Genomic DNA, 22,265 nt, shown 5'->3' on the forward strand with positions numbered 1-22,265 from the left:
CGTCAGCGGTCGTGGTGCCCGTACATCGCGAAGATCTCGCTGTCGCTCTCGCCACGGTTGAACACGTGCCAGTGCATGTGCTTCGACTCCTGGTAGAGCCCCAGGTTGGTGTTGACCGAACAGGAGCCGTGCTCCTTCTCCACCATCGCCGCGACCTCCTGGACCACCGCGACCACCTCATGCAGCAAGCCGGGGTCCGCGTCGCCGAGATCCGTCAGGGAGGGAACATGCTCCTTCGGGATCACCACGATGTGGACCGGGTACGAGGGGTTGGTGTGGTGGAAGGCGAGGACCCGGTCCGTCTCGACCACCCGTTGGACTTCCACCCGGCCGCTGAGTACCTGGTTGCAGTAGAAGTCGCTGACCGCCACTTCGATTGCGGTTGTCACAGTGCGTCACCTTTGGTGTCAGAGTGCGATTGGGCGTCAGAGTACAGGCTGTCCACCCCCCTCTTCGCTCGCCCCCGAGCGGGCCCTCCCCTACAAGCAGGAGAGGGCGATCCTCACGGAGGCATCCGCCCAGACCAGATCGGTCGACGCCACGGTGACGAGCCGATTTGGGATCACCGCCGACCGCCTCAAGAGACGACGTGATGTCGCGCCTCTCCACCCCGAGGCCTTCGCAGGGGCTATCTACTCCCAGTCGCCGCGGTCGCCCGCGCGATCCGCGGCCCCACCAAGCGCTCGGCCAGATCCAACGGGTACCAGGAAGCGCCGGACACCTCGGACTCCTGGATGGTTCCGACCTCAGCCTCGGCCGTCGCAAAGGCATAGCCGAAGTCCAGGTGGTAGTGGTCTGGCTCATCCTTCGCAGGCCTGGCCGGCACCTGGCCGAACTCGACATACGCGGGGTACGCCGAAACGGGGACGACCAGCCCGGGGTCGATGCCAGTCTCCTCGGACAGCTCACGAAGGGCCGCGCCGAGCAGCGTGGAATCGGTCGGCTCAAGATGCCCGCCCGGCTGCAAAGTGAGCTGGTACGCGCGGTGTTCGATGAGCAGGACCTCGGTGCCGTCCCGGACCAGCAGGGCGCCGGCGGTCACATGCATCGGGAAGGTTCGCCGCGAGGCGAACCCTTGGCCTTCGGCCAGGAGACGCAGCGGCTCGGCCAACTGTCCGGCTTCCTGAGGGTAGCGCTCCAGGTAGGCGGTGAGCACGCCCGCGATCTCGGAGTCAGTGATCGCCATAGGTGCTCACCCCCATGCCGCTACGCAGGGGAGTTCCGCCGAAACCGGCCGCTCGAAGGCCGCCAACAGGCACGTGCACAGTCTGCTCCACAGGGGTCCAAGGGGTACGAGAAGTCCCGCACTCTACAAGTCCACCCAGCCCCGACACGCGCTAACGGGCCCGTTGCCTTGCAGCACTTGGGACCCTCGGCGATTCGGCCAACCCCCGTTCGTGGCACGGATGTTATGGGAGCCGGGTCGGTGTAGCTCCCACGATCCGACAGGCGCTCCATTCCCGGATTTCATGGCCGACCGAAACACATGTGTTCGAAAAATCAGCGGCTGTCGTTGAGCTTCCGACAGCATCCGAACGGCGATCCAGGGGGATCCGATGGCCACATCCGGACTGCACAGCAAACCGGCCGACACACCACCCCCACCGCCGCCGGCGGAAATCACCTACAGCGGGCAGTACTCCGTCAATCCGCTCGCCGAGGTCTCCTTCCGGCAGATGTGCGCCACGCTCCCTTCCGTCCTGGCCCGGATCGGCCGCCTGTCGTGGCGGACCGACCGGCAGGCCGTCCGGCTCCTGGTCGGGTGCCAGATCATCACGGGCGTATCCGCCGCGGTGCTGCTGGCCGCCACCGCCCGCGCCATGGGGCCCGTACTCGGCTCCGGAAGTGCCGGCGACCGTCTCCAAGGCGCTTTGCCCGCGCTGGTCGTGGTCGCGCTCGCTGCCACGATGAACCGTGTCGCGGGGGCCGTGGCCACCTACGCCGAGCGGCGGATCACTCCCCGGCTGACCTCGGAGGCGGACAGTGCCCTGGTCGAGGCGGTCTGTCGGGTCGAGGCCGCGGCCTATGCCGGGGACGGCTTCTCCGACCGGCAGGAGGCGGCCGAGATGGGGGTGGTCCGTACCCACGTGATGGTCACGGACGCCCAGCGCTTCATGTCCTCCCTGATCCGCCTGGTCACCGCCGGCAGCGTCCTGTCCGTGCTCAACGTCCTGATGCTGCCCCTGCTGCTCCTGGCCGTGTTGCCAGCCGGCATCGGCGCCGTGCTGACCGCCCGCGTCGACTACGAGATCCACTACTCCAACGTCTCCGACCGGAACGTGCGCGGGATGATGCGCTGGTGGGCCACCGCATCCCAGTACGGCGACGAGGTACGCGCCAACTCGATGACCGACTACCTCGTCTACTGGTACCGGGCCCTGTCCGACCGGTGCGACCGCCGGAACCTCGCTGCCGCGCCCCGAACCCTGCGGATCTCCCTGCTTTCAGCGTTGGCCGGCGGCGTCTTCCTCCTGGCGACCTGGGGAGCGCTCGCCTGGCTCGCGGTGACCGGCCGGATCGAACCGGCCATCGCCGCCACGGCAGTCATCGCCGTCCAGACCGCACTCGCCGCCCTCTCCCAGGTGATCATCAACGGGGCGGCCATCTTCCACACCAGCCTCTACCTCACCGACATGCAGGCTTTCCTCGACGAGGCCGCCGCCCGCACTCCCCAGCGCGGACCGCGCGAGATCACCGGCCCGGTCGAGGAGATCCGGCTCGACGAGGTCGTCTACCAGTACCCGGGCAAGGACCGCCCCGCGGTCGACGGCGTCTCCCTCACCCTGGAGCGCGGGCAGATCCTCGCGATCGTCGGAGCGAACGGCTCGGGGAAGTCGACCCTGTTGCGACTGCTCACAGGGATCTACCTGAGTGACAAGGGCAAGGTCACCTGGAACGGAAGCGACCTCTCCGACACCGACCCGGGCACCGTCTGGCGGCGCACCGGTCTGGTCCCGCAGGACTTCGCCAAGTGGCCGCTTCGGGTGCGCGAGAACATCACCCTGGGCCAGCCCCGCACCCACGACGACGGCCCCGTGTGGGAGGCCATCGACGCGGTCGGTCTGCGCGAAGCCGTCGAAGAGCTCCCCGACGGCCTGGACAGCCTCCAGGCACGCGACATCTGGGGTGGCGTCGAGTTCTCCGGCGGGCAGTGGCAGCGCGAGGCGTGCGCCCGGGCGCTGTACCGCAAGCCCGAGCTGCTGATCCTGGACGAGCCGACGTCCCAGATGGACCCGCGCGGTGAGCACCTGATCTTCGAACAGATCAAAGCGATCGCCGTCGACCGGATCACCATCATGGTCACCCACCGCCTGGAGAACACGAAGATCGCGGACCACATCGTCGTGATGGAAGACGGCCGGATCTCCGAGCAGGGCCGCTACGACGATCTCGTCCATGGCGGTGGGACCTTCGCGGAGCTCCTCGCGCTCTCCCAGGACCACTGACAGTGAGGATGTTCGTGAGCGTCTCCCGGCAGGGTCTGACCCACCCACTGACTGACCTCGGGTCCTCAACGGGATCTGTCGACTCCGCCCGGGAGACGCTCGTGTGCAGCCACCGGACCGGCCTGCGTGACTTCATAAGAGCCTGGCCAGAGGCCCCATCACTGTCTCGTCCGCCCGCTCGGCCGGTGGCTGCCGCCCTGACCGCTCGAGTGGAGAGGACGGCGATGTCCACCATCGCACAGCAGGACCGCGAGATCACCGGCGGCGTCGACACCCACAAGGACACCCACACCGCGGCGGCCATCGACTCGGCGGGGCGCCCGCTGGGGGCCGAGCAGTTCGAAGCCACCGCGGCCGGCTACCGCAAGCTCCTGGCCTGGCTCCGCTCGTTCGGCACCCTGGTGCTGGTCGGCGTGGAGGGCACCGGCGCCTACGGGGCCGGCCTCGCCCGCTACCTGCACGAGCAGGGCATGAGCGTGGTCGAGATCGACCGCCCGGACCGCAAGGCCCGCCGCTGGCAGGGCAAGTCCGACCCGGTAGATGCCGAGGCGGCGGCCCGCGCGGCCCTGGCCCGACGCCGCACCGGCATACCCAAGCAGCGCGACGGCCAGGTGGAGGCCCTGCGGAGCCTGCGCGTCGCCCGCCGCAGCGCGGTCCGCCAACGAGCCGATGTTCAACGGCAGATGAAGACCCTGGTCATCAGCGCGCCGGAGGAACTACGCGCCGCCCTGCGTGAGCTGGGTGACAAGCAACTGATCACCACGTGCGCGGCCTCCCGGCCCGACGCGGCCCGTGCCGGAGAGCCAGCCGTCGCGGCCAGGCTCGCCTTGCGCACCCTGGCCCGCCGCCACCAGCGACTCACCGAGGAAGTCGGCGAGCTCGACGAGCTCATCCACCCGCTGACCGCGGATATCGCCCCGGCGCTGCTGGCTCTGAACGGCGTGGGCTCCGACGTCGCCGGGCAGCTGCTGGTCACCGTCGGTCAGAACCCCGAACGCCTTCGCTCGGAAGCCGCCTTTGCCATGCTCTGCGGCGCCGCCCCGCTGCCGGCATCCTCCGGGCGCACGCAGCGCCACCGCCTCAACCGGGGCGGCGACCGAGCGGCCAACTCGGCCCTCTACCGCATCGTCCTCTGCCGCCTGCGCTGGGACGAACGCACCAAGAGGTACATGGAACGCCGGACGAAGGAGGGCCTGTCGAAGAAGGAGATCATCCGCTGCCTCAAGCGGTACATCGCCCGCGAGATCTACCAGATCCTGACCGCCCCCACGCCGACGACCATCACCGCAGAACAGCTCACAACCGCCGCTTGACATCCATAAGAGCATCCACTTCGCCTGCCCCTGCGGCCCGCGCACGAAGCGGCGGGCCGCACATCACCGAGGAGAAGCCCGTGCCTGATTTCCACAACGCGGCCGAGGTGCGCGGCCGGCGTGCGCTCGCCTTGTTCATGGAGGGAAGCGCAGCGTGAAGCAGACGTCGAAGCCCCTGCCCGCGTTGCTGCTTCGCTGGGCGGAGGATCGGATCGGGGCCGTCGCGGCGGTACGTGACGCCTCGCACGACTGGGACCGCTCCCGGGTGTGGGAGCTGGAGGGCATCGGCGGGGTCTCCTGGTACCTGAAGGTCTCGCCCAACGAGAAGTTCTACATGCGTGAGAGCCGGGCGTACCGTCATGTCGTTCCTGCCTTGGGTCACACCCGGGCACCGCAGCTCGTCGACAGCCAGGCCCAGGACCTGGTCCTGCTGCTCACCGCGGTCCCCGGAGTCCCGGCAAAGAACCTCGGTCTGGAGGCCGCCGAGTGGCGGGTGGTGCACCAGCAGGCGGGAGTGCTGTGTGCCCGGCTTCACGAGGCCGGGGAACTCGACCGCGCCGATCGGGGCGAGGCCGAAGCCTCCCTGGACTCCGCTGCGGACGGAGCGGAGAAGTACCTCGGTCGCGCCGGGGACCGGCTGCCCGAGGACGAGCAGCAGCTGATCCGGGACCACACTGCCCGGCTTCGCCGCGTCGGCCCCGTACCCGTCGGCTACATCCATGGCGACAACCAGCCCAGGAACTGGATGGTGTCCGAGGGTGTGCTCGCGCTCATCGACTTCGAGCAGGCCAGGCCGGCGGCCCGTGTGCAGGACTTCGTCATCCTCGCGGCCACCCAGTGGGCCGACCATCCGGACCGCGAGAAGGCGTTCTTGCGGGGGTACGGGCGGTCGCTCACCGACGCCGAGCGTCAGGCCCTGCGCTGCTTGACCGCGCTGGACGCGGTCAACTGCCTGGCCTGGGGGCCGGACAACGGAGACGAGCTCGTCACGGCCCGGGGCCGGCGGACCCTGGACCGCCTCATGAGGGAGGACCGCCCGTGAGCGCAGTACACCGCAGCATCGGCAACGTCATGGTCCTGCTCCAGCGCCCTGGCGACGGCTGGGTCCTGACCGTGCGGCACCGGGAGACGTCGTGGCACTCCCCCGGGATGCTGACCGTGGTCGGGGGGCGCCTGGAGGAAGGCGAGTTCCTTGACGAGGGTGCGGCGCGGGAGCTCGCCGAGGAAGTCGGCATCCACCTCGCCCCGGACCGGCTGCGGTTTTGCCAGCTGCCCCACTTCCACGCAGCGGACGGCGAGCGGGTGATCGGCGCCGTCTTCACGGTGCGGGAGTGGGAGGGCACCCCGTACAACCGCGAGCCGCAGACGCACAGCGAGTTGGTGTGGGTCGATCCTGCTGCGCCGCCGCCCGACTGCCATCCGTTCACACACGAGGTCCTGACCCGTTTCGTCACCGGCCAGCTCTACGCGAACGTGATCGCCCCGGAGATGCGCGGCGGTGAGGCCGGGTGACGACCTCCACCCAGCCGGCCAAGTTCCGGAAGCGCGTCTCCCTGGACCTGCGGCGTCTCGTCGGCAGCGAGTGCGCGAGCCTGTCAGGCTCGGTGGTCAGCACCGTCGCCCTCCCCGCCCCGGCCGTGCTCGATCTCGATGCCTCCACCACCCAGATCGCGCTGCTCGCCTTCCTCGGCCAGCTCCCGAACGCCATCGTGGCGCTCCCGGCCGGCGCGTTCTCGGACCGGCACGCCAAGCGCCCGCTGATGATCGCCGCGGACCTCACCGCTGCCGCAGTCCTCGTGACCATTCCGGCCGCCGCCTTCGCCGGGGTGCTCGGCATCGGCCAGCTCTACGCGGTCGCCGTCGTCCTCGGCATCGCCAAGATCGTGCACAGTTCGGCGTCCATCAGCTATCTGCTTGTCCTCGTCGAGGCTGACCTGCTGCAGCACGCGAACTCGCGGCTGGGCGCGGCCTCGTCGGTGGCCGACAGCGCGGGCAGCAATGTGGGCGCCGCGCTGGTAGGCGCCGTCGGCGCCGCCCGCTCGGTCCTCGCCGACGTCCTGTCCTACCTCGTCTCCGCATTTCTCGTGTGGCGCATCCGCACCCCCGAGCCGGCCGCCGCATCGGCCGAGGGCCGCGGCAGCCTCGCGCGGGACATCAGTGAGGGCAGGGTGCGATGGGCAGCTCTCGGTCCCGCTGAGCGGCGGCGCCTGGTGGCCCCGGACGGGGGCTCGATGCTGCTGTCGGTCTGGGGGAAGGGTGCTCCGTTCACCGCCTGGTCTACCGTTTTCGCGCGTACCGCGGACCGGATCCGTGAGCGATACGAACCGAGATTCCCGCACGTTGCGCCGCATCGGCTCCGCCACACCATGGCCATGCAGACCATGGCACGTCTGGTGCGCGGCTACTACGAGCAGGCCGCTCGGCAGGTACGGGACACCGGTGACGATGCTGCCCTGGGTCGACCGTGATGTCGACCCGCGAGGGCCGCAGCGCCCGCAGCGCGCGGTTGAGCTTCCGGGGCGGATGATGTTGGTTCCTGCCCGCACCGTGCCGCCCTCCATTGACACGCCAGCAGGGTGAGGCTCCGTCACACGTCACGACTGCTCAGGAGCAGGGCGTGACCGGGCGGTCGGCATCCCGAGCGGGGGATGCCGAGTGCCGTGTCATGTGCGTCATGCATTGGGGTCGTGGGCGGCGCCGACGAGTTCGTCCAGGACGTCTTCCATGGTGACGAAGCCGATGACGGTGCCCTTGGCGCCGGTGACGGCGGCGAGGTGGGTGCCGGCCGCGCGCATGGCGGTCATGGTGTCGTCGAGGGGGGTGTCGAGGGCGACCTTGGTGATCGGATGCAGTGCGCCGCGGGGGAAGGGCCGCGTGCGGTTGTGTGCGGCGAGGGCGTCCTTGATATGCAGGTAGCCCAGGATCTCCTCGCCGGGGCCGGTGACCGGCAGGCGGGAGAACCCGTATGCGGCTGCCGCCCGTTCCAGGCCCTGTGGTGTGATGTCGTGACTGACGGTGGTGACCCGCTCCAGTGGGACCATCACTTCGCCGACGGGCCGGGTGCCGAGCTCCAGGGCGTCCTGGAGGCGCTCTCCGTCTTCCGGGCCGAGGAGGCCGGCGGCGGAAGAGTCCTTGACGAGGCGGGCCAGTTCGTCGTCGGTGAATACCGCGCCGATTTCGTCCTTGGGCTCCACCTTCATCAGCCGCAGCAGCATGTTGGCGAAGGCGTTGATGCCGAAGACGAACGGTCGCAGGCCGCGGGTCAGGGCGACCAGCGGGGGGCCCAGCAGCAGGGCGGTGGGCGCGGGGGCGGCGAGCGCGATGTTCTTGGGCACCATCTCGCCGACGAGCATGTGCAGGTAGGTGGCCAGGGTGAGCGCGATGACGAACGCGATCGGGTGGATCAGTGCCTCGGGCACCCCGATGGCATGGAAGGGGGGCTCCAGCAGGTGCGCGATGGCAGGCTCGGCGACCGCACCCAACACGAGCGAGGAGACGGTGATGCCGAGCTGGGCGGTGGCCATCATCGCCGAGAGGTGTTGCAGGCCCCACAGGGTGGTCTTGGCCCGCCGGTTGCCCTTGAGGGCCGCCGGTTCGATCTGGCTGCGCCGTACGGAGATCAGGGCGAACTCGGCACCGACGAAGAAGGCGTTGGTGATCAGCGTGAAGGCGCCGATCAGCAGCTGGATCGCGGTCATCGGCCCGTCTCCTCGTCGGTGGCGGCATCGGCCGGTGTGGTGAGCGTGATCCGGTCGGCGCGGTGGTGTTCTATGTCGAGCACCGAGAGTTCCCAGCCGTCGACGACGACCGTGTCGCCTTCGACGGGGATGCGCTCCAGGCGGGTCGCGATCAGGCCGGCGAGGGTCTCGTACGGGCCCTCGGGCACGGTAAAGCCGATCTCTGCCAGCTCGTCGACGCGGACGCTTCCATCGGCCTCCCAGACCCGGCGGCCGTCCTGTTCGGGGGCTTCGAGGAGGTCGGGGACCTCCATCGGGTCGTGCTCGTCGCGGACTTCGCCGACGACTTCTTCCACGATGTCCTCGACGGTGGCGACGCCGGCGGTGCCGCCGTACTCGTCGATGATCACGGCCATGGTGCGGGCCTTGCGCAGCCGGCCCAGCAGTCGGTCCACGGGCAGGGAGTGCGGCACCAGCAGCGGCTCGGTCATCAGCTCGGTGACCTCCGTCTTGACTCGCTGGTCCTCCTCCAGGGTGAGGATGTCGCGGATGTGGACGGTGCCGATGACCTGGTCGAGTGCGTCGCGGTAGACGGGGAAGCGGGAGATGCCGGTGGCCAGGGTCAGGTTCGCGGCGTCCGCCGCGGTGGCGTGGGCCTCCAGGGCCTGCACGTCCACCCGCGGGGTCATCACGTTCTCCGCGGTCAGCTCCGCCAGGTGCAGGGTCCTGACGAACAGCTCGGCCGAGTCCGCCTCGATCGCGCCCTCGCGGGCGGAGTGGCGGGCGAGCGCGACCAGTTCCTCCGGGGTGCGTGCGGAGGCCAGCTCCTCGGCCGGCTCCAGCCCGAGGCGGCGCACGAGGCGGTTCGCAGTGTTGTTCAGGTGCCGGATCAGCGGGCCGAACGCAGCGGTGAACGCGCGCTGCGGACCAGCGACGACCTTGGCCACGGCCAGCGGCCGGGAGATCGCCCAGTTCTTCGGCACCAGCTCACCGACCACCATCAGGACCACGGTGGAGATGGCCACACCGAGCAGGGTCGCGGTCGTCGACACCGCCCCGGCCGGCAGGCCGATCGCGGTCAGCGGCCCGCGCAGCAGCGCGGAGACGGACGGCTCGGCGAGCATGCCGATCACCAGCGAGGTCACCGTGATACCGAGCTGGGCGCCGGAAAGCTGGAAGGTCAGCCGTTTGGCGGCCTTCAGGGCGCCTTCGGCGCCCCGCTCACCGGCCTGGGCGGCGCGTTCGAGTTCACTGCGCTCGACGGTGGTGAGGGAGAACTCGGCGGCGACGAACACCGCACACGCCAGCGTCAGGGTCAGGGCGAGAAGCAGCAGCAGGACTTCGGTCACCGTGCCACCCCCGTTCCCGGCTCGATGTTCTGCGGGCAGGGCGTGGCACGGCCGGGACTGGGAGGTTCACCCATTGCGGATCTGCTGCTCCTTCTTCACTCGTGGGACCGGGGCATGGTCCTGGGGCTTGGCGGTCAGTATCCGCACGGCAACTGTAAAGGAGCAGTAAAGGGCCTGGCCAGCGGGTCCCACACGGCGAGAAGAGTGGTCCGCATGCAGACTTTCCCGGCCAACCTGTGCCTGCGTGCTCCGCAGCTGCCGTACTGCTCCTATGCTTCTACATGCTTGTAGATAATGCCAGGGCGGGGCGGTGTGATTCCGTGCCGCCGGTGACGTGCGCGCATCCAGTGGGGTGCGTCGAGCCGGAGGGGAAGAAGTATGGCTTCGATCGATCTGGACAAGGTGCTGGACAAGGCGTGGGCGGACAAGAGCCTGCCCGAGGTGCTGGCCGCGCCCGTGTCGGCGCTCAAGGGTGTCTCGGACCGGCAGGGGGAGCTGCTCAAGGAGGCGTTCGGCGTCAAGACGGTCGCCGATCTCGCTGATCTGAAGTACGTCGGCTGGGCGCAGGCCCTGGCGGCGCTGGACGCTGCGAAGTAGCACGCCGGCTCGCGCGCGGTGCTGCGGGACCGGAATCCGCGTCCCCGCAGCACCGCTGCGCGCAGCCCAACGAAGTCACGACGTCACACATGTGAAGGAGAACGCCACGATGGTGTTCAAGCGCCTGCTGGGCTCGATGGGTGTCGGCGGCCCCGCCGTGGACACCGTTCTCGACCTGGCCACCGCGGTGCCCGGCGGCACGCTGACCGGCGAGGTCCGCCTCACCGGCGGCCGGGCCGACTTCGACATCGAGCACATCACCCTCGAACTCGTCGCCCGCGTCGAAGCCGAGCACGACGACGGCGAACACAAGGGCACGGCCGTCTTCGAGCGGTTCCACGTCGGCGGCGGCTTCCGCCTGGCCGAAGGGGAGCAGCGCACCGTGCCGTTCGCGGTCACGCTGCCTTGGGAGACCCCCATCACACAGCTGCACGGTCAGCCGCTGGGCATGGTCCTGGGTGTGCGGACCGAGCTGGGCGTGGCCGGCGCCAAGGACAAGGGTGACCTCGACCCCCTGGCAGTGGGCCCGCTTCCCGTCCAGGAAGCGATCCTGGAAGCCTTCGGACAGCTCGGATTCGGCTTCAAGTCCGCCGACCTCGAATACGGCCGCATCGGCGGCACCGGCCAGCAGCTGCCCTTCTACCAGGAGCTCGAACTCACCCCCGCCCCGCAGTACACCCACCAGGTCAACGAGATCGAAGTGACCTTCCTTGCCAACCCGGGCGGGATGGAGATCGTCCTGGAGGCCGACAAGCGCGGTGGCCTGTTCTCCGGGGGCCACGACGTGCTCGGCCGGCATCACGTCAGCCACGAAGGCGCGACCCACCGCGACTGGAACGCCGTCGTCGGATCCTGGATCAGCCAGCTCATCGACGCCCGCACCGCCCACGGCCCGCACGGGCACAGCGACGTACACGGCTCCCACGCACACAAGGACGAGCACGGCCACCACGGCGGCCATGACAGCCACCACAGCGGGCACCGTTCCGGGCCCGGCATGGGCACCGTGGTCGCAGCCGGCGCCGCCGGCCTCGCGGTCGGTGTGGTCGGCGGCATGGTCGCCGCCGAAGCCGTCGACGAAATCGGCGACTTCTTCGAAGGCGACGACGAGGACGAGGGCGGGAACGACGAGGCATAGCACCCCGGCCACCCCCACGACACCTTCTACATTGGTGTAGAAATAAGTTGTCCGGGCCGGTCCGTCCGTTCCCGGCCCGGACACCCCCTTCGAACCAGTGGAGTTGGCATGGCCCTGTGGGACCGTTTCAAGGAATCCGCCCAGCAGATGCAGGCGCAGCTCGAAGCGAAGAAGAACGACCTCAAGTCCGGTGCGTTCCGTGACGCGTCGATGGCCATGTGCGCCCTCGTCGCCGCGGCCGACGGCACCGTCGACCCCTCCGAACGCCAGCGGGTCGCCCAACTGATCGCCACGAACGACGTGCTGCGCAATTTCGACGCCGCCGACCTTCAGCGGCGCTTCGACGAGAACCTCAACAAGCTCACCGCCGACTTCGACTTCGGCAAGGTCAGCGTCCTGCAGGAGATCGCCAAGGCCAAGAAGAAGCCGGCCGAGGCCCGTGCGGTCATCCAGATCGGCATCGTCATCGGAGGCGCCGACGGCGACTTCGACAAGACCGAACAGGCCATCGTCCGTGAAGCCTGCTACACCCTCGACCTGCCCCCGCACGAGTTCGACCTCTGAGCCGCCAGCCCTCACCACCCGGCGCTCGCGGACCGCGCGCCGAAGGCAACACGAGGCCGCGCCCTCAGAGATGCGGCCCAGACCTGCGGCAGCACCGTGTTCCGCCTTCGCAGCGGCACGGCCGTTGTCCGTCTCGAAGAGAGAGGGTGGGCTCCTGTTGGGCAGCGGCGTCTCGTGACGGTCACCCCAAGCCGGCTCGGACCACGATCACCGGGCACAGGGCGTGATGGAGGACAGCCTGACTGACCGAGCCCAGAACCAGTCCGGCGAACCCTCCGCGCCCGCGCGCACCGACCACGATCAGCTGGGCGCCGCCGGTCGCCTCGATCAGGGCCGACCGGGTGCGTCCGCGCACCAGGCGTGGGCGTACGGTCACGTCCGGGTACCGCGCGCGGTACCCGGACAGGGCCTCGGCCAGCAGACGGTCCTCCGCAGCTTGCAGCTCGCGGACATCACCGATCAGGTCCACTATCTCCAGCGGGCGGCCAGGGGCCGGCTTGTCGTGGTCGGTCCAGGTGCTCCAGGCGTGCAGCGCCGCCAGGTCCGCGCCCCGCAGGGCCGCCTCGTTGAACGAAAATGCCACCGCTGACTGCCCTTGAGCGGAGCCGTCCACCGCCACCAGCACCGGCCCGGCCGGCTCCGGCCGCCCGCGAACCACCATCACCGGGCACGAGGCGTGGGCGGCCAGGTGGACCGCCGTCGACCCCAGCAGCGCATGAATCAAGCCGTCCGAGCCGCGATGGCCGACCACCAGGAGCTGTGCGGTCCGCGACTCCGTCTCCAGTGCGGTCACCGCCTCGCCCACGATCACGCCGTGGCTCGCCTCCACCCCTGGGGCCGCGGCCTGGGCCCGGGCCAGGGCCTCGGCGAGCATCCGCTCGACGCTCTCGCGCACACCCCCGGCCGGCGGCCCCAAAGGCGAGGCTCCCCGCGGCACGTGCAGGGCGGGCCACACGAAACAGTGCACGACGTGCAGCTCCGCATTGCGCAGCCTGGCCTCGGTAGCGGCAGCGTCCACGGCGGCCAGAGCGGCAGCGGAGCCGTCCACCCCGACCACCACCGGCCCGGACATCGCCTCGCCTCCCGTCACCGGCCCTCACACCCTGACCGCTGCCCTCTTCAGCTTCTCCCGCAGGCAGCACAGGCGCCACTACGGCTCACAGGGGGGTGGCCGCGTGAAGGATGAAGAAGGGGGTGACGGCCGAGTTCGCCGACGACAGCGCGGAGACGGTGGTGCCGGCCGCGGCACCCCAGGTCGCCATCCCCACCGCGGTGAACAGCGACGGCCAGCGGTGGGCGTGGGGGGCCGGGCCCAGCAGCGCGGCGACCCGCCGCGGCACCGGGCCCGCCTCGGCGAGTGAGGCCAGTGTGGCCAGCGGCGAACCGCGGCTGATCAGAGCGGCCCTGCCGATCGCCACGGCCACCGTGCGGCGGCTGCCGACCGCGCGGGCCGCCTCCTCATCCGCCCACCGCTCAGCGGTATAGGTCACCGCCGAGCGCAACGGGCGCAAGAACGGATTGGCCCGCGCGGCCAGCTGTACGGCCAGCAGGAACCGGTGGTGCCCTCCGGCCAGGTGGGCGCGCTCATGGGCGAACAGGGCCCGGCGCTCACGGGAGGACAGGGCGGCGAGCATGCCGGTGCTCACTACGATCCGGTCCCGCCGGCCGCCGGGCAGCGCGTACGCGTACGGAATCTCGTCGGGCAGCACAGCGACCGGGGCGGGGGGAAGACCTCGAAGGGCCCGCCCACTGGACCGGCGCACCCACTGGTGACGCCACGCGGCCGACCAGCACGAGGCGATGACCGCGAGGAGGGCCGGGATGGCCGCCTTGCCCGCGACCTCGTCGTACGGCACCGCTTCGCGGACCTCGGGATCCGACCAGCCGTCGGGGAGCGGATTGCCCGGAAGCTGCGCGGTCCCGACCACCATCAGAAGCGCCAGGCACAGCGTGCTGCAGACCGCCAGCACCGCCGCGACACCGGTCAGCAGCCACGTCGCGGTCCGCGGATGCAGATGATGTTCCGCCAGGCGCGCAACGGGCCATGCCGTTAAGGGCAGCACCAGCGGCAGGAAGACGAAAACCCCCATGACGGTCAGTCTTCCCCATCCTCGGGCGCCTGGGCCAGCAGCTCCCGCAGCAGCTGTTCGTCCCGGGGCGACAGGGTGGTCACGAAGCTGGCCAGTACCGCCTGCCGGTCACTCTCCGCGTCCAGGACCCGCCGCATCCGCCAGGCGGCCAGGCCGGCCTCGTCGGCGACCGGGGTCCACTGAAAGGACCGGCCCACCCGCTCGCGGGCGACAGCGCCCTTGGCCTGCAGCCGGGTCAGGATCGTCATCACCGTGGTGTAGGCGATGCCGCCTCCGATGTGCTCCTGCACCCAGCCCGCGGTGACCGGGCCCGGCCCCCGGCCCAGCGCGGCAAGCACCTGGGCCTCCAGCTCGCCCTGACCGCGGCGGCGAGAAGGGTCGGCACCGCCCGTGTTCTGCACCGTCATGCCGTCAACCTCCCGCCTCAAGGCCCCGTCCGCCGCACGGAGGGGCGGTTCATCGTACAGACCAGACGATCTTCCCACTGGCGCGTTCAAGGCGCCGCGGCAGCAGCTTCTGCAGCCGAGGCCGACAGACGGTCCAAGCGGGGCCGCCGTCCGGCCCCGCTGAACTCGAAGGTCCCGAGTACGGCGCGCCGGTGTCGCAGTGTCGAGCTCCTGATGCATCGTGGCCGACGGTGCTCGTTGCCTCGGGCCACTGGCGCCGGACTGGCCGGATGGGGCCTTCCGCTCCAGACCCACTGTGCCACTCACCCCAACAGGTTTCTACATTGCTGTAGATTTCAAGCGGGGCGGCCGGCAGCCCAGGCGATCCACGCCTGGGCGCGGCGGCACGGAACAGGGAGTCAAGACATGAGTGTGAGCCTTTCCAAGGGCGGCAACGTCTCGCTGAGCAAGGAGGCCCCGGGCCTGACCGCCGTACTGGTCGGCCTGGGCTGGGACGTACGGACGACCACCGGGGTCGACTTCGACCTCGACGCCAGCGCCCTGCTGGTGAACGCGTCCGGGAAGGTCCCCTCCGACCAGCACTTCGTCTTCTACAACAACCTCAAGAGCCCCGACGGCTCCGTCGAGCACACCGGCGACAACCTCACCGGTGAGGGCGAGGGGGACGACGAAGTCGTCAAGGTGAACCTCGCCACCGTGCCCGCGGAGGTCGACAAAATCGTCTTTCCGGTCTCCATTCACGATGCCGAAGCCCGCAGTCAGAGCTTCGGCCAGGTCAGGGGCGCGTTCATCCGCGTCGTCAACCAGGCCGGCGGGGCGGAGATCGCCCGCTACGACCTCTCCGAGGACGCCTCCACCGAGACCGCGATGGTCTTCGGCGAGCTCTACCGCAGCGGCGCCGAGTGGAAGTTCCGAGCCGTCGGCCAGGGCTACGCCTCCGGCCTGTCCGGCATCGCCGCCGACTTCGGCGTCGGCGTCTGACAGCCCTCGCCACACGGCCCGGGAGGGGTGGGCGGGTCCGCAGGGACTCGCCCACCCCCCGGAAGACCCCCGTACCCGAGGCGCAAGCAGGCGCCGGCGACCACGAGGCGTGCGAGCGCACCCGCTACCAACCTCTACAGTGCTGTAGATTCAGCGTCGGCAGGCTACCGAAGCCGCAAGTGAAGGCCGCGAACTAGGAGGCACCCCGTGGGAATCAGCCTGGACAAGGGCCAGCAGATCAGCCTGGAGAAGGCCGGCGGGGGCTCACTGAGCGTGGTGCGGATGGGGCTGGGCTGGCGTGCGGCACCACGAAAGGGCTTCCTCGCCCGGATGACGGCCCGCGAGATCGATCTGGACGCCTCGGCCGTGCTCTTCGCAGGGAAGGAACCGGTGGACGTGGTCTTCTTCCAGCAACTGACCAGCAAGGACGGCTCCGTACGCCACACCGGCGACAATCGCGTGGGCGGCGCCGGCCAGGGCGGGGACGACGAATCGATCCTGGTGGACCTCCAGCGGCTGCCCGTGCACGTGGACCAGATCATCTTCACCGTCAACTCCTTCACCGGGCAGACCTTCGCCGAGGTGGAGAACGCCTTCTGCCGCCTCATCGACGAGAGCAACGGCCAGGAGCTGGCCCGCTACACCCTCTCCGGCGGCGGCAAATACACCGCACAGGTCATGGCCAAGGTCCACCGCTCCGGCACCGGGTGGAACATGTCCGCGATCGGGGAGCCGGCCGACGGCCGCACCTTCAAGGACCTGCTGCCCGCCATCGCCTCCCACCTCTGACCGGGCCTGGGAACTCCAGCGGCACCGGCCGTAAACTCGCGCCCCGCAGCTTCCTGGAGGGAAGGACCCCATGTTCGGTATCAGCGAGATAGCGATCCTCCTCATCATCGCCATCCTGGTCTTCGGGGCGAAGAAGCTGCCTGAACTGGCCCGTTCCATGGGCAAGTCGGCGCGGATCCTCAAGAGCGAAGCTCGTGCCATGGGAGACGGAGTCTATGGCGCGGAGCGTGTGGAGATGGCGCCTGACCTGCACAAACAGTTCCTGGGCTGTCCTTCGTAGAGGCCCTCCGCGATCCCCTTCTGGCCGCTGCTGACCGTCCTTAAGGGCACGGTTGGGGCACGTACCCGGCACGCGCCCGGGCGAGGGTTCGACCCAGGTGGCGATACCGGCGATGCCGAGGCCCAACGACGGCATGCCCGAGAGGACCTTGCAAGCGCAATCGCTGCTTCGCTGGGCGGCTCGACCTGTGCGATGCCGAGGGCTGGTCTCTGGGTCAGGGGCTTCGGCTCCCGAGTGGGCCCGGCAGGCGGGGTCTGAGCGTCGGCGGCCTGTTGTCGGCCGGGCGTGACGTTACTGCGATGACGCCTTGGCCCGCTTTGCTCCAGCCCAGAGTGAGCCCGGGTTCGCCCGGGTCGGGTACAGGGCGAGCATCGCCTCGTACAGTTCGGCCGCGGTCTTGGTCTCGGCGTCGAGCCGGTTGAAGTCCGCCAGGTACTGCTTGGTCTCGGCCAGGATCTTCGGGTCGTCGGGCAGGTCGGGGTTCTTGTGGCCGGCGACGACGTAGGCGGGGTCGAGTGCGGCGAGGGTGTCGGTGGCGCGCATCCACTCCTCGCGTGACGCGGTGGTGGTCTCGCCCAGGTACTGGTGGATGCCGTTGTAGGCGACATCGCCGGCGACGACCAGCCGCAGGTCCGCCGCCCACAGCGCGGTGCTGCCCTCGCAGTCGGTGAAGCCGGTCTCCACTGCCCGTAGCTCGTGGCCTTCGAGGGTGAAGGTGTCGCCTTCAAGGACTTCCGGGAAGACCTGGGGAAGCGGGACCTGCCCCGGGAAACGCGAGGTCCAGAAGGTGTCGACGTAGGGCGGTGTGCCCTCGAACCTCGCCTTGGCCACGGCTGCGGCGGTCGAGACCGCCTTGGCCTCGGGAAATGCCTCGAGGAGCTGCTTCACGCCGAAGCCGTGGTCGCCATGGCCGTGCGTGATGTAGACGTAGGCCAGGTTGCGGTCGTGGGCCTTCACCCAGTCGACCAGCTGCTGGTTCTGTTCGACGGTGAGGAACGTGTCGACCAGCGCGGCGTCACGCTCACCGAGGATCAGCGTCGCGGTGTTGACCACCCACTGGAGCTCTGGCGGAGTGCCGGCCGGCAGGTCGCGGGTCAGACCTGACCGGCGCAAGCACAACGTCTCGTACCGCAGAGCTGATGTGGCTTCCGGCATGTAGTGGCTACCTTCCACTCTTGTCGAGATCCAGGCCAACACATCCGGCTTGGTCGGGCGCCAGGTTGGCCTGGACCCAGGGCCGGGACTCGACGAGCTGCCGACCCGACTTCCAAGACCCATCCTGCGGGCTCGCATCCGATCCGCAACACGACCACCAGCCCGCCGCCGTCCGGCGTCCAGGCCTGTCACCGGTCACGGAGGCACAGGCCGGCGTGTTCAGCCCTCGATGCGGGCTGGTCGTCCGCGCAGCTCCTGTGTTTCCGGGACACCGCTGACGGGATCGCGGTGAAGGTCTCCGCAACCTCCTCGACGCTCTGTCCGTCGGCGGAAGTCACATGGATCTCGGTGTCGCGCCCAAGGTCAGGCTTGCTGCGGCCTCAGCCGCCACCGGGCCACGCCCGCCCCCAAGACCAGGGCTGCAGCCCCGTATCCGTACAGGAGGCCCAGGTTTGGACGGAGCGCCAGAGTGAGCCGAACCGCCAGGAGCAGCGGCGGGAAAACGAACTCGCTGCGGTTCTCGAACCCCATGCCGGCTATCGCCAACCGCACCACCGGACAGGTACCGAGGGAGAGCACTCCCCAGGCCGTGAGATTAGGGCCACGGTGAACCCGGCAGCGGTTCCAGAACCGAGCCCAGGCCCGTCCACCGGTACCCCAGCCAACTCACGGCCACCACAAGGACAGCGACCGCAGCCGACCAGCCGACGACCCGCAATAACAGGAGTCGGGCTGTTTCCTGCGCGATGTCGAGTGGGCCCTGACAGCTTTCAGTGCCCTCTCGACATCGGATCGGCCGCTACAGCACGGCGACGGTGAACGGTGCGTCCAGTGCGTTGCCGGCGCTGTCGGTGATGACGACGGTGATGGTGGCCGGGTCGCTGCGACACCAGCTGTGCGGGTCGCTCCCTTTCGGTGAGGAGCGGTTCGGAATGATCATTGCGACCCCGCTGCGGAGGTATCGTTTCCGCAGGTCAGAGACTCGCAGGTGGCAGCGAATTCACCCGTACGGCCGCCTGGCGGCGTTCCTTGTCCGCCCTCACGGGGCGGACCCAGCCAGCGCAGACGGCCGCTGCGGCTGGCCGGGCCGTTTGCCGCACGACGGCGCGAGGCCGGGCTGGTGGGGAGAACCTCCGGCAGAGGGCCTCGTTGGGTTTCGTGTACTGGTCACGGATGAGGAGGCTCGGATGAGCAGTGGAATGTCTGTGGAGGACGCTTGCGTCGCCGCGTTCAGGGAGCTCAAGGTGCGGAAGAACAACACTTTGCTGTGCCGCGTCAGCGATGACTTCACCGCCATCGTGCCCGACACCAAGGGCACCATGACCTATGACGAGTTCGTCGGGATCCTGCCGGAGAGTGAGCCCCGGTTCGCCATCCACGACTACGAGTACGCCCTTCCGGACGGCCGGAAGACCAGCAAGATCATCTTGTTCAGCTGGCTCCCCGACTCCAGCCCGATCAAGACCAAGATGGTCCTGTCGTCGAGCAAGAGCACCTTCCGTCAGACCCTGGGGGACATCCACTCCGAGATCCAGGCCACTGACCTCAGCGACCTTGACACGAGCGAAGTGGAAGCCCGCATCCGCTAGCGGCCGCCCCGCCCCCTCCGGCACGTACACACACCGCGCCGCAGAAGTTGTCGACACACCTCAAGGATGCTGTTCTACGCGCGGTTCCTGGGCAGACGAGGATTCCGCCGGGGCGGCTGACCCCGAGCGCGCCCCGTGCCTGGATGACTTCCTTCACCCGTTCGCGGGCCATCGATCGGGATGTTCTGCGGTTGTCGGCAAGCGAGCCGCAGACCGCCGCACCCCGCAGGTCCACTACGGTGCGTTACGGAATGCAACTGTGGGTGCCGAGTTGGAAGGGACGGGCAGGCGATGGATCGGCTGGCAGCGGCGGCGGAGCCTTTCGACAGGCTGGGCGCGGAATACGAGCGGGCCTTCGGGCATCTGCCGGAGCAGCTCGCGGCCGTGGAGTGGCTGGCGGCCCGTTTGCCGGAGGGTGCCCGGGTGCTGGACGTCGGCAGCGGGACGGGGCGGCCGGTGGCCGAAGCGCTGGTCCGGGCCGGTTTCCGCGTGACCGGGATCGATGTGTCGGCGACGATGGTGGGCCTGGCCCGTGACCGGGTGCCCGGTGGCCGGTTCGAGCAGCAGGACGTACGAGACTTCCGGGCACCGGACGGCTCGTTCGAAGCGGTGTGCGCGTTCTTCCCGCTGTTGCGGATGTCCCGCGCGGAGCAGGCGGCCGTGCTGGAGCGGATCGCCGCCTGGCTGGTCCCCGGCGGTCTCTTCGTGTCGGCTACGGCGCCTGGAGGACCATCCCATGGTGTGGATGGGCCTGCCGATGCCGGTCACCAGCTTCCCCGCCGAGCAGTACCTGAAGGAGATCGAGCGGACGGGGCTGAGCGTCCTGCACTCGGCCCGCTCCGTGTTCTCACCCGACAGCGAGCTGGCAGAGCCGGAGGACCACCTCTTCTGCTACGCCCGCCGCCGCGGTGGATCCGCGGTGCCCCAGCACGCCCTGCTCGGCCCCTATCCCCTGCCGGGGAAGTACCGGGGCCCGCACGGGCTGAGCGGACAGGCGTGGGCGGCGTTCGAGCCGCATTTCGAGCGTGAGGACATCCCCGCAGTCGTCGACGCGCTGGACGGCAATGAGCGGGTCCTGGACGTCGGCGGCGGCACCGGCGCCGGGGTGAAGGCGATCGCCGCCCGCATCGGTAGCTGCACCACCGTGGAGCCATACGCCGCGCGCGAGGAGGCGATCCGGGCCTCGCTGCCCGGCATCGAGGTCCACTCCGGCCGGGCCGAGGCCCTGCCGCTGCCCGACGATTCCTTCGACGCCGTCGTCGCCACCTGGGTCCTGCACTACACCGAGGACCCGGACGCTGCGGTCGCCGAAATGCTCCGCGTCCTGGACCTGAACCACCCCGCGGCGAAGGTCGTACTCATCCAGGGCACTCCCGACAACGAGATGGTCCGCCTCCTCAACGAACACTGCACCGCACTCGCCGGAGAACACCCCGACCACCAGGGCTACCTCCTGGCCCGCGCCGCCGAACTCCTGGCCGCGGCCGGCCTGGACGACATCTCCTTCCGCCGTGTCGGCGCACGCCTCGCCCTCGACGAACCCACCCCCGACGCATCCGCCCGCGCGGCGGCCGGCATCCTCGCCGACTTCTGGCACACCGGCCACCGCCGAAACCTGGATATGCGCGAAGCACTCCGAGCCGAGCTCACCCCGGCCTTCACAACCGGCCCCCACGCCGTCCAGGACGACGCCGTCCTCCTCATCGCCCAAGCCCACCGACCCGGTGCTCGGCTCTGAGCCCGCAGGGTGGACCGTGCATGCGTGGACGCGTGAGACGGGCCTCCTCCTCTCACCGGCTCGCCGCCCCTGGCCTCCGAGCGGTTCAGGCCGACTGGTCCGTCTGGCCGTGCTGGCAGCCGGTGATGGGGATCTTGTGTCGGCGCCCGAGTCGCTGCCGCAGGCGGTCAACGCGGCGGCGATGCCAGCCGCAAGTACGACGCTGGCGGTGCGGTGGTTCACGGCTCTCCCCTGTGCGGTGACTGTGTGCGCAGGAGTCGATCGTTCGCTGCGGGCAATGCTAGTACGCCCTGCGGCAGTGCGGCGGCGGGCAAGGGGACGGCAGCATGGTGGCGATATCTGAAACAGCTTCCGGACGCTTTCGCAGACAACTCCAATGAGTGATGGAATCATCACGCAAACGCCCCTTCTGGAGGGAGAGCTCCGTGACGTCGCTGTCCAGCGCCGCCGAATCCTGGGTATCGACCGGCCCGAACCAGCCGATCACCGGCAAGGAGATCCTCGAAACGCTCGACCACGACCAGGTGGCCGCGGCCGCCGCCAAGGCCGGCGCCACCCCCGAGGACGTCGCCGGTCAACTTGCCGAAGCACTGCCCGTTCTTCTCGACACCATCACACCGGACGGCACCCTCACCGACGACCCCGCGCTCATCGCCGAAGCCACCGAAGCCTTCGAACAGCGCACCCCGTTCACCGTCCGCAGCATCGCCCCCAAGTCCGACATCCCGATCGCAAGCGAAACCAGCGACCCGGTCACCCCCGAGCTCCGCACCTTGCAGGTGACCAGTATCAATGTCGGTCTGCTCCTCGACTTCGAGGTCACCCTCCAAGCCGGGACCATCCGCACAGAAGGAGGGCTGTAAGGGGCCTTCCAGCAGTCAACTCAACGTGACCGGGATTGGCCGGCTAGCTCCCCCCGCAACTGGCCACCACCGGGGAATTCCAGCTGGCAGCCGGAATGCCGCAAACCGCGCCTGGCGGTGGCCGTGCTCCAGGGCACTTGGGCACGGCCACGCGGAGCCGTCGAACTCTAGACGTTCGCCCGTACAGTGCCGCCGAGGAAGGGACCGCTCGTGACCCTGCCCCCTTCAAGGGCGAACGACTGAAAGGCGCCACGAAATGTCGACTGGTTGATGACCGAGGTGCTTCCGT

22 protein-coding genes and 2 pseudogenes are annotated in these 22,265 nt (G+C 69.5%); 15 read left to right on the forward strand and 9 right to left on the reverse strand.

Annotation, left to right across the window (positions count from 1 at the left end):
• Positions 1-2: 2 nt before the first annotated feature.
• Complete coding sequence (locus ACTVZO_RS07190) at positions 3-389, reverse strand: HIT domain-containing protein (protein WP_443297578.1); 387 nt, start codon at positions 387-389, stop codon at positions 3-5.
• Positions 390-628: 239 nt separating this feature from the next.
• Positions 629-1,186: an NUDIX hydrolase gene (locus ACTVZO_RS07195; protein ID WP_443297579.1), complete on the reverse strand. Its 558-nt coding sequence runs from the start codon at positions 1,184-1,186 to the stop codon at positions 629-631.
• Between the two features lie 370 nt (positions 1,187-1,556).
• Between ACTVZO_RS07195 and ACTVZO_RS07200 the strand changes: the two genes are divergently transcribed.
• The 5 genes and pseudogenes from ACTVZO_RS07200 to ACTVZO_RS07220 all read left to right on the forward strand — a co-directional run.
• Entirely contained in the window at positions 1,557-3,446 is a 1,890-nt protein-coding gene (locus ACTVZO_RS07200) for an ATP-binding cassette domain-containing protein (protein WP_443297580.1), read from the forward strand.
• A gap of 224 nt (positions 3,447-3,670) precedes the next feature.
• Positions 3,671-4,759, forward strand: coding sequence for an IS110 family transposase (locus tag ACTVZO_RS07205; protein WP_443297374.1), 1,089 nt, complete (start codon positions 3,671-3,673; stop codon positions 4,757-4,759).
• 154 nt (positions 4,760-4,913) lie between these two features.
• Positions 4,914-5,801, forward strand: coding sequence for a phosphotransferase enzyme family protein (locus tag ACTVZO_RS07210; RefSeq protein WP_443297581.1), 888 nt, complete (start codon positions 4,914-4,916; stop codon positions 5,799-5,801).
• Positions 5,798-6,271: an NUDIX domain-containing protein gene (locus ACTVZO_RS07215; protein WP_443297582.1), complete on the forward strand. Its 474-nt coding sequence runs from the start codon at positions 5,798-5,800 to the stop codon at positions 6,269-6,271. Before ACTVZO_RS07210 ends, ACTVZO_RS07215 begins: the two co-directional genes overlap by 4 nt.
• Positions 6,268-7,215 (forward strand): annotated as a pseudogene (locus tag ACTVZO_RS07220) (MFS transporter); the annotation flags it as partial. The gene ACTVZO_RS07215 and the pseudogene ACTVZO_RS07220, both read left to right, overlap by 4 nt.
• A gap of 216 nt (positions 7,216-7,431) precedes the next feature.
• On the opposite strand, the gene ACTVZO_RS07225 reads toward ACTVZO_RS07220, so the two are convergent.
• The gene (locus tag ACTVZO_RS07225) at positions 7,432-8,457 is read right to left on the reverse strand and encodes a hemolysin family protein (RefSeq protein ID WP_443297583.1); all 1,026 of its coding nucleotides are present in this window, start codon (positions 8,455-8,457) and stop codon (positions 7,432-7,434) included.
• Positions 8,454-9,785, reverse strand: a complete 1,332-nt coding sequence (locus ACTVZO_RS07230) for a hemolysin family protein (protein ID WP_443297584.1) — start codon at positions 9,783-9,785, stop codon at positions 8,454-8,456. Before ACTVZO_RS07230 ends, ACTVZO_RS07225 begins: the two co-directional genes overlap by 4 nt.
• A gap of 378 nt (positions 9,786-10,163) precedes the next feature.
• Between ACTVZO_RS07230 and ACTVZO_RS07235 the strand changes: the two genes are divergently transcribed.
• The 3 genes from ACTVZO_RS07235 (at position 10,164) to ACTVZO_RS07245 (ending at position 12,084) form a co-directional block, all read left to right on the forward strand.
• Positions 10,164-10,382 carry a hypothetical protein gene (locus ACTVZO_RS07235; RefSeq protein ID WP_443297585.1) on the forward strand — a complete coding sequence of 73 codons (219 nt, stop codon included), beginning with the start codon at positions 10,164-10,166 and terminating at the stop codon, positions 10,380-10,382.
• A gap of 109 nt (positions 10,383-10,491) precedes the next feature.
• Positions 10,492-11,520, forward strand: coding sequence for a sporulation protein (locus ACTVZO_RS07240; protein WP_443297586.1), 1,029 nt, complete (start codon positions 10,492-10,494; stop codon positions 11,518-11,520).
• A gap of 108 nt (positions 11,521-11,628) precedes the next feature.
• Complete coding sequence (locus ACTVZO_RS07245; protein ID WP_443297587.1) at positions 11,629-12,084, forward strand: tellurite resistance TerB family protein; 456 nt, start codon at positions 11,629-11,631, stop codon at positions 12,082-12,084.
• 181 nt (positions 12,085-12,265) lie between these two features.
• Here the strand turns inward: ACTVZO_RS07245 and ACTVZO_RS07250 are convergent, their stop codons facing one another.
• The 3 genes from ACTVZO_RS07250 to ACTVZO_RS07260 form a co-directional block, all read right to left on the reverse strand.
• Complete coding sequence (locus ACTVZO_RS07250; protein WP_443303073.1) at positions 12,266-13,156, reverse strand: universal stress protein; 891 nt, start codon at positions 13,154-13,156, stop codon at positions 12,266-12,268.
• Positions 13,157-13,241: 85 nt separating this feature from the next.
• Complete coding sequence (locus ACTVZO_RS07255; RefSeq protein ID WP_443297588.1) at positions 13,242-14,174, reverse strand: M56 family metallopeptidase; 933 nt, start codon at positions 14,172-14,174, stop codon at positions 13,242-13,244.
• A gap of 5 nt (positions 14,175-14,179) precedes the next feature.
• A complete protein-coding gene (locus tag ACTVZO_RS07260; protein ID WP_443297589.1) occupies positions 14,180-14,581 on the reverse strand; it encodes a BlaI/MecI/CopY family transcriptional regulator in 402 nt (133 codons plus the stop codon).
• A gap of 405 nt (positions 14,582-14,986) precedes the next feature.
• Between ACTVZO_RS07260 and ACTVZO_RS07265 the strand changes: the two genes are divergently transcribed.
• The 3 genes from ACTVZO_RS07265 (at position 14,987) to tatA (ending at position 16,631) form a co-directional block, all read left to right on the forward strand.
• A complete protein-coding gene (locus ACTVZO_RS07265) occupies positions 14,987-15,562 on the forward strand; it encodes a TerD family protein (RefSeq protein WP_443297590.1) in 576 nt (191 codons plus the stop codon).
• 207 nt (positions 15,563-15,769) lie between these two features.
• Positions 15,770-16,351: a TerD family protein gene (locus ACTVZO_RS07270; RefSeq protein ID WP_443297591.1), complete on the forward strand. Its 582-nt coding sequence runs from the start codon at positions 15,770-15,772 to the stop codon at positions 16,349-16,351.
• Between the two features lie 70 nt (positions 16,352-16,421).
• Positions 16,422-16,631: a twin-arginine translocase TatA/TatE family subunit gene (tatA, locus tag ACTVZO_RS07275; RefSeq protein WP_443297592.1), complete on the forward strand. Its 210-nt coding sequence runs from the start codon at positions 16,422-16,424 to the stop codon at positions 16,629-16,631.
• A gap of 291 nt (positions 16,632-16,922) precedes the next feature.
• Here the strand turns inward: tatA and ACTVZO_RS07280 are convergent, their stop codons facing one another.
• Together ACTVZO_RS07280 and ACTVZO_RS07285 are read right to left on the reverse strand one after the other, a co-directional pair.
• A complete protein-coding gene (locus ACTVZO_RS07280; RefSeq protein ID WP_443297593.1) occupies positions 16,923-17,786 on the reverse strand; it encodes an MBL fold metallo-hydrolase in 864 nt (287 codons plus the stop codon).
• Positions 17,787-18,585: 799 nt separating this feature from the next.
• Positions 18,586-18,726, reverse strand: a complete 141-nt coding sequence (locus tag ACTVZO_RS07285) for a hypothetical protein (RefSeq protein ID WP_443297594.1) — start codon at positions 18,724-18,726, stop codon at positions 18,586-18,588.
• A gap of 247 nt (positions 18,727-18,973) precedes the next feature.
• On the opposite strand from ACTVZO_RS07285, the gene ACTVZO_RS07290 reads away from it, so the two are divergent.
• The 4 genes and pseudogenes from ACTVZO_RS07290 (at position 18,974) to ACTVZO_RS07305 (ending at position 21,976) form a co-directional block, all read left to right on the forward strand.
• On the forward strand, positions 18,974-19,375 hold the full coding sequence (locus ACTVZO_RS07290; RefSeq protein WP_443297595.1) for an actin-binding ADF family protein: 402 nt from the start codon (positions 18,974-18,976) through the stop codon (positions 19,373-19,375).
• Between the two features lie 291 nt (positions 19,376-19,666).
• Positions 19,667-20,032, forward strand: a pseudogene (locus tag ACTVZO_RS07295) (class I SAM-dependent methyltransferase); the annotation flags it as partial.
• Between the two features lie 79 nt (positions 20,033-20,111).
• Complete coding sequence (locus ACTVZO_RS07300; protein ID WP_443297596.1) at positions 20,112-21,113, forward strand: class I SAM-dependent methyltransferase; 1,002 nt, start codon at positions 20,112-20,114, stop codon at positions 21,111-21,113.
• 425 nt (positions 21,114-21,538) lie between these two features.
• Positions 21,539-21,976 carry a YidB family protein gene (locus ACTVZO_RS07305; protein ID WP_443297597.1) on the forward strand — a complete coding sequence of 146 codons (438 nt, stop codon included), beginning with the start codon at positions 21,539-21,541 and terminating at the stop codon, positions 21,974-21,976.
• Positions 21,977-22,265 lie beyond the last annotated feature (289 nt).

The sequence above is a fragment of the Streptomyces sp. IBSNAI002 genome, from assembly GCF_052244475.1.
Classification (GTDB): domain Bacteria; phylum Actinomycetota; class Actinomycetes; order Streptomycetales; family Streptomycetaceae; genus Streptomyces.

Excerpts from the sequence above, each read along its gene's own strand:
- ACTVZO_RS07195 (WP_443297579.1), bottom strand. The coding sequence starts at position 1,186 with ATGGCGATCACTGACTCCGAGATCGCGGGCGTGCTCACCGCCTACCTG.
- ACTVZO_RS07200 (WP_443297580.1), top strand. The coding sequence starts at position 1,557 with ATGGCCACATCCGGACTGCACAGCAAACCGGCCGACACACCACCCCCA.
- ACTVZO_RS07205 (WP_443297374.1), top strand. The coding sequence starts at position 3,671 with ATGTCCACCATCGCACAGCAGGACCGCGAGATCACCGGCGGCGTCGAC.
- ACTVZO_RS07225 (WP_443297583.1), bottom strand. The coding sequence starts at position 8,457 with ATGACCGCGATCCAGCTGCTGATCGGCGCCTTCACGCTGATCACCAAC.
- ACTVZO_RS07235 (WP_443297585.1), top strand. The coding sequence starts at position 10,164 with ATGGCTTCGATCGATCTGGACAAGGTGCTGGACAAGGCGTGGGCGGAC.
- ACTVZO_RS07240 (WP_443297586.1), top strand. The coding sequence starts at position 10,492 with ATGGTGTTCAAGCGCCTGCTGGGCTCGATGGGTGTCGGCGGCCCCGCC.
- ACTVZO_RS07245 (WP_443297587.1), top strand. The coding sequence starts at position 11,629 with ATGGCCCTGTGGGACCGTTTCAAGGAATCCGCCCAGCAGATGCAGGCG.
- ACTVZO_RS07250 (WP_443303073.1), bottom strand. The coding sequence starts at position 13,156 with ATGTCCGGGCCGGTGGTGGTCGGGGTGGACGGCTCCGCTGCCGCTCTG.
- ACTVZO_RS07255 (WP_443297588.1), bottom strand. The coding sequence starts at position 14,174 with ATGGGGGTTTTCGTCTTCCTGCCGCTGGTGCTGCCCTTAACGGCATGG.
- ACTVZO_RS07260 (WP_443297589.1), bottom strand. The coding sequence starts at position 14,581 with ATGACGGTGCAGAACACGGGCGGTGCCGACCCTTCTCGCCGCCGCGGT.
- ACTVZO_RS07265 (WP_443297590.1), top strand. The coding sequence starts at position 14,987 with ATGAGTGTGAGCCTTTCCAAGGGCGGCAACGTCTCGCTGAGCAAGGAG.
- tatA (WP_443297592.1), top strand. The coding sequence starts at position 16,422 with ATGTTCGGTATCAGCGAGATAGCGATCCTCCTCATCATCGCCATCCTG.
- ACTVZO_RS07280 (WP_443297593.1), bottom strand. The coding sequence starts at position 17,786 with ATGCCGGAAGCCACATCAGCTCTGCGGTACGAGACGTTGTGCTTGCGC.
- ACTVZO_RS07285 (WP_443297594.1), bottom strand. The coding sequence starts at position 18,726 with ATGATCATTCCGAACCGCTCCTCACCGAAAGGGAGCGACCCGCACAGC.
- ACTVZO_RS07290 (WP_443297595.1), top strand. The coding sequence starts at position 18,974 with ATGAGCAGTGGAATGTCTGTGGAGGACGCTTGCGTCGCCGCGTTCAGG.
- ACTVZO_RS07300 (WP_443297596.1), top strand. The coding sequence starts at position 20,112 with ATGGTGTGGATGGGCCTGCCGATGCCGGTCACCAGCTTCCCCGCCGAG.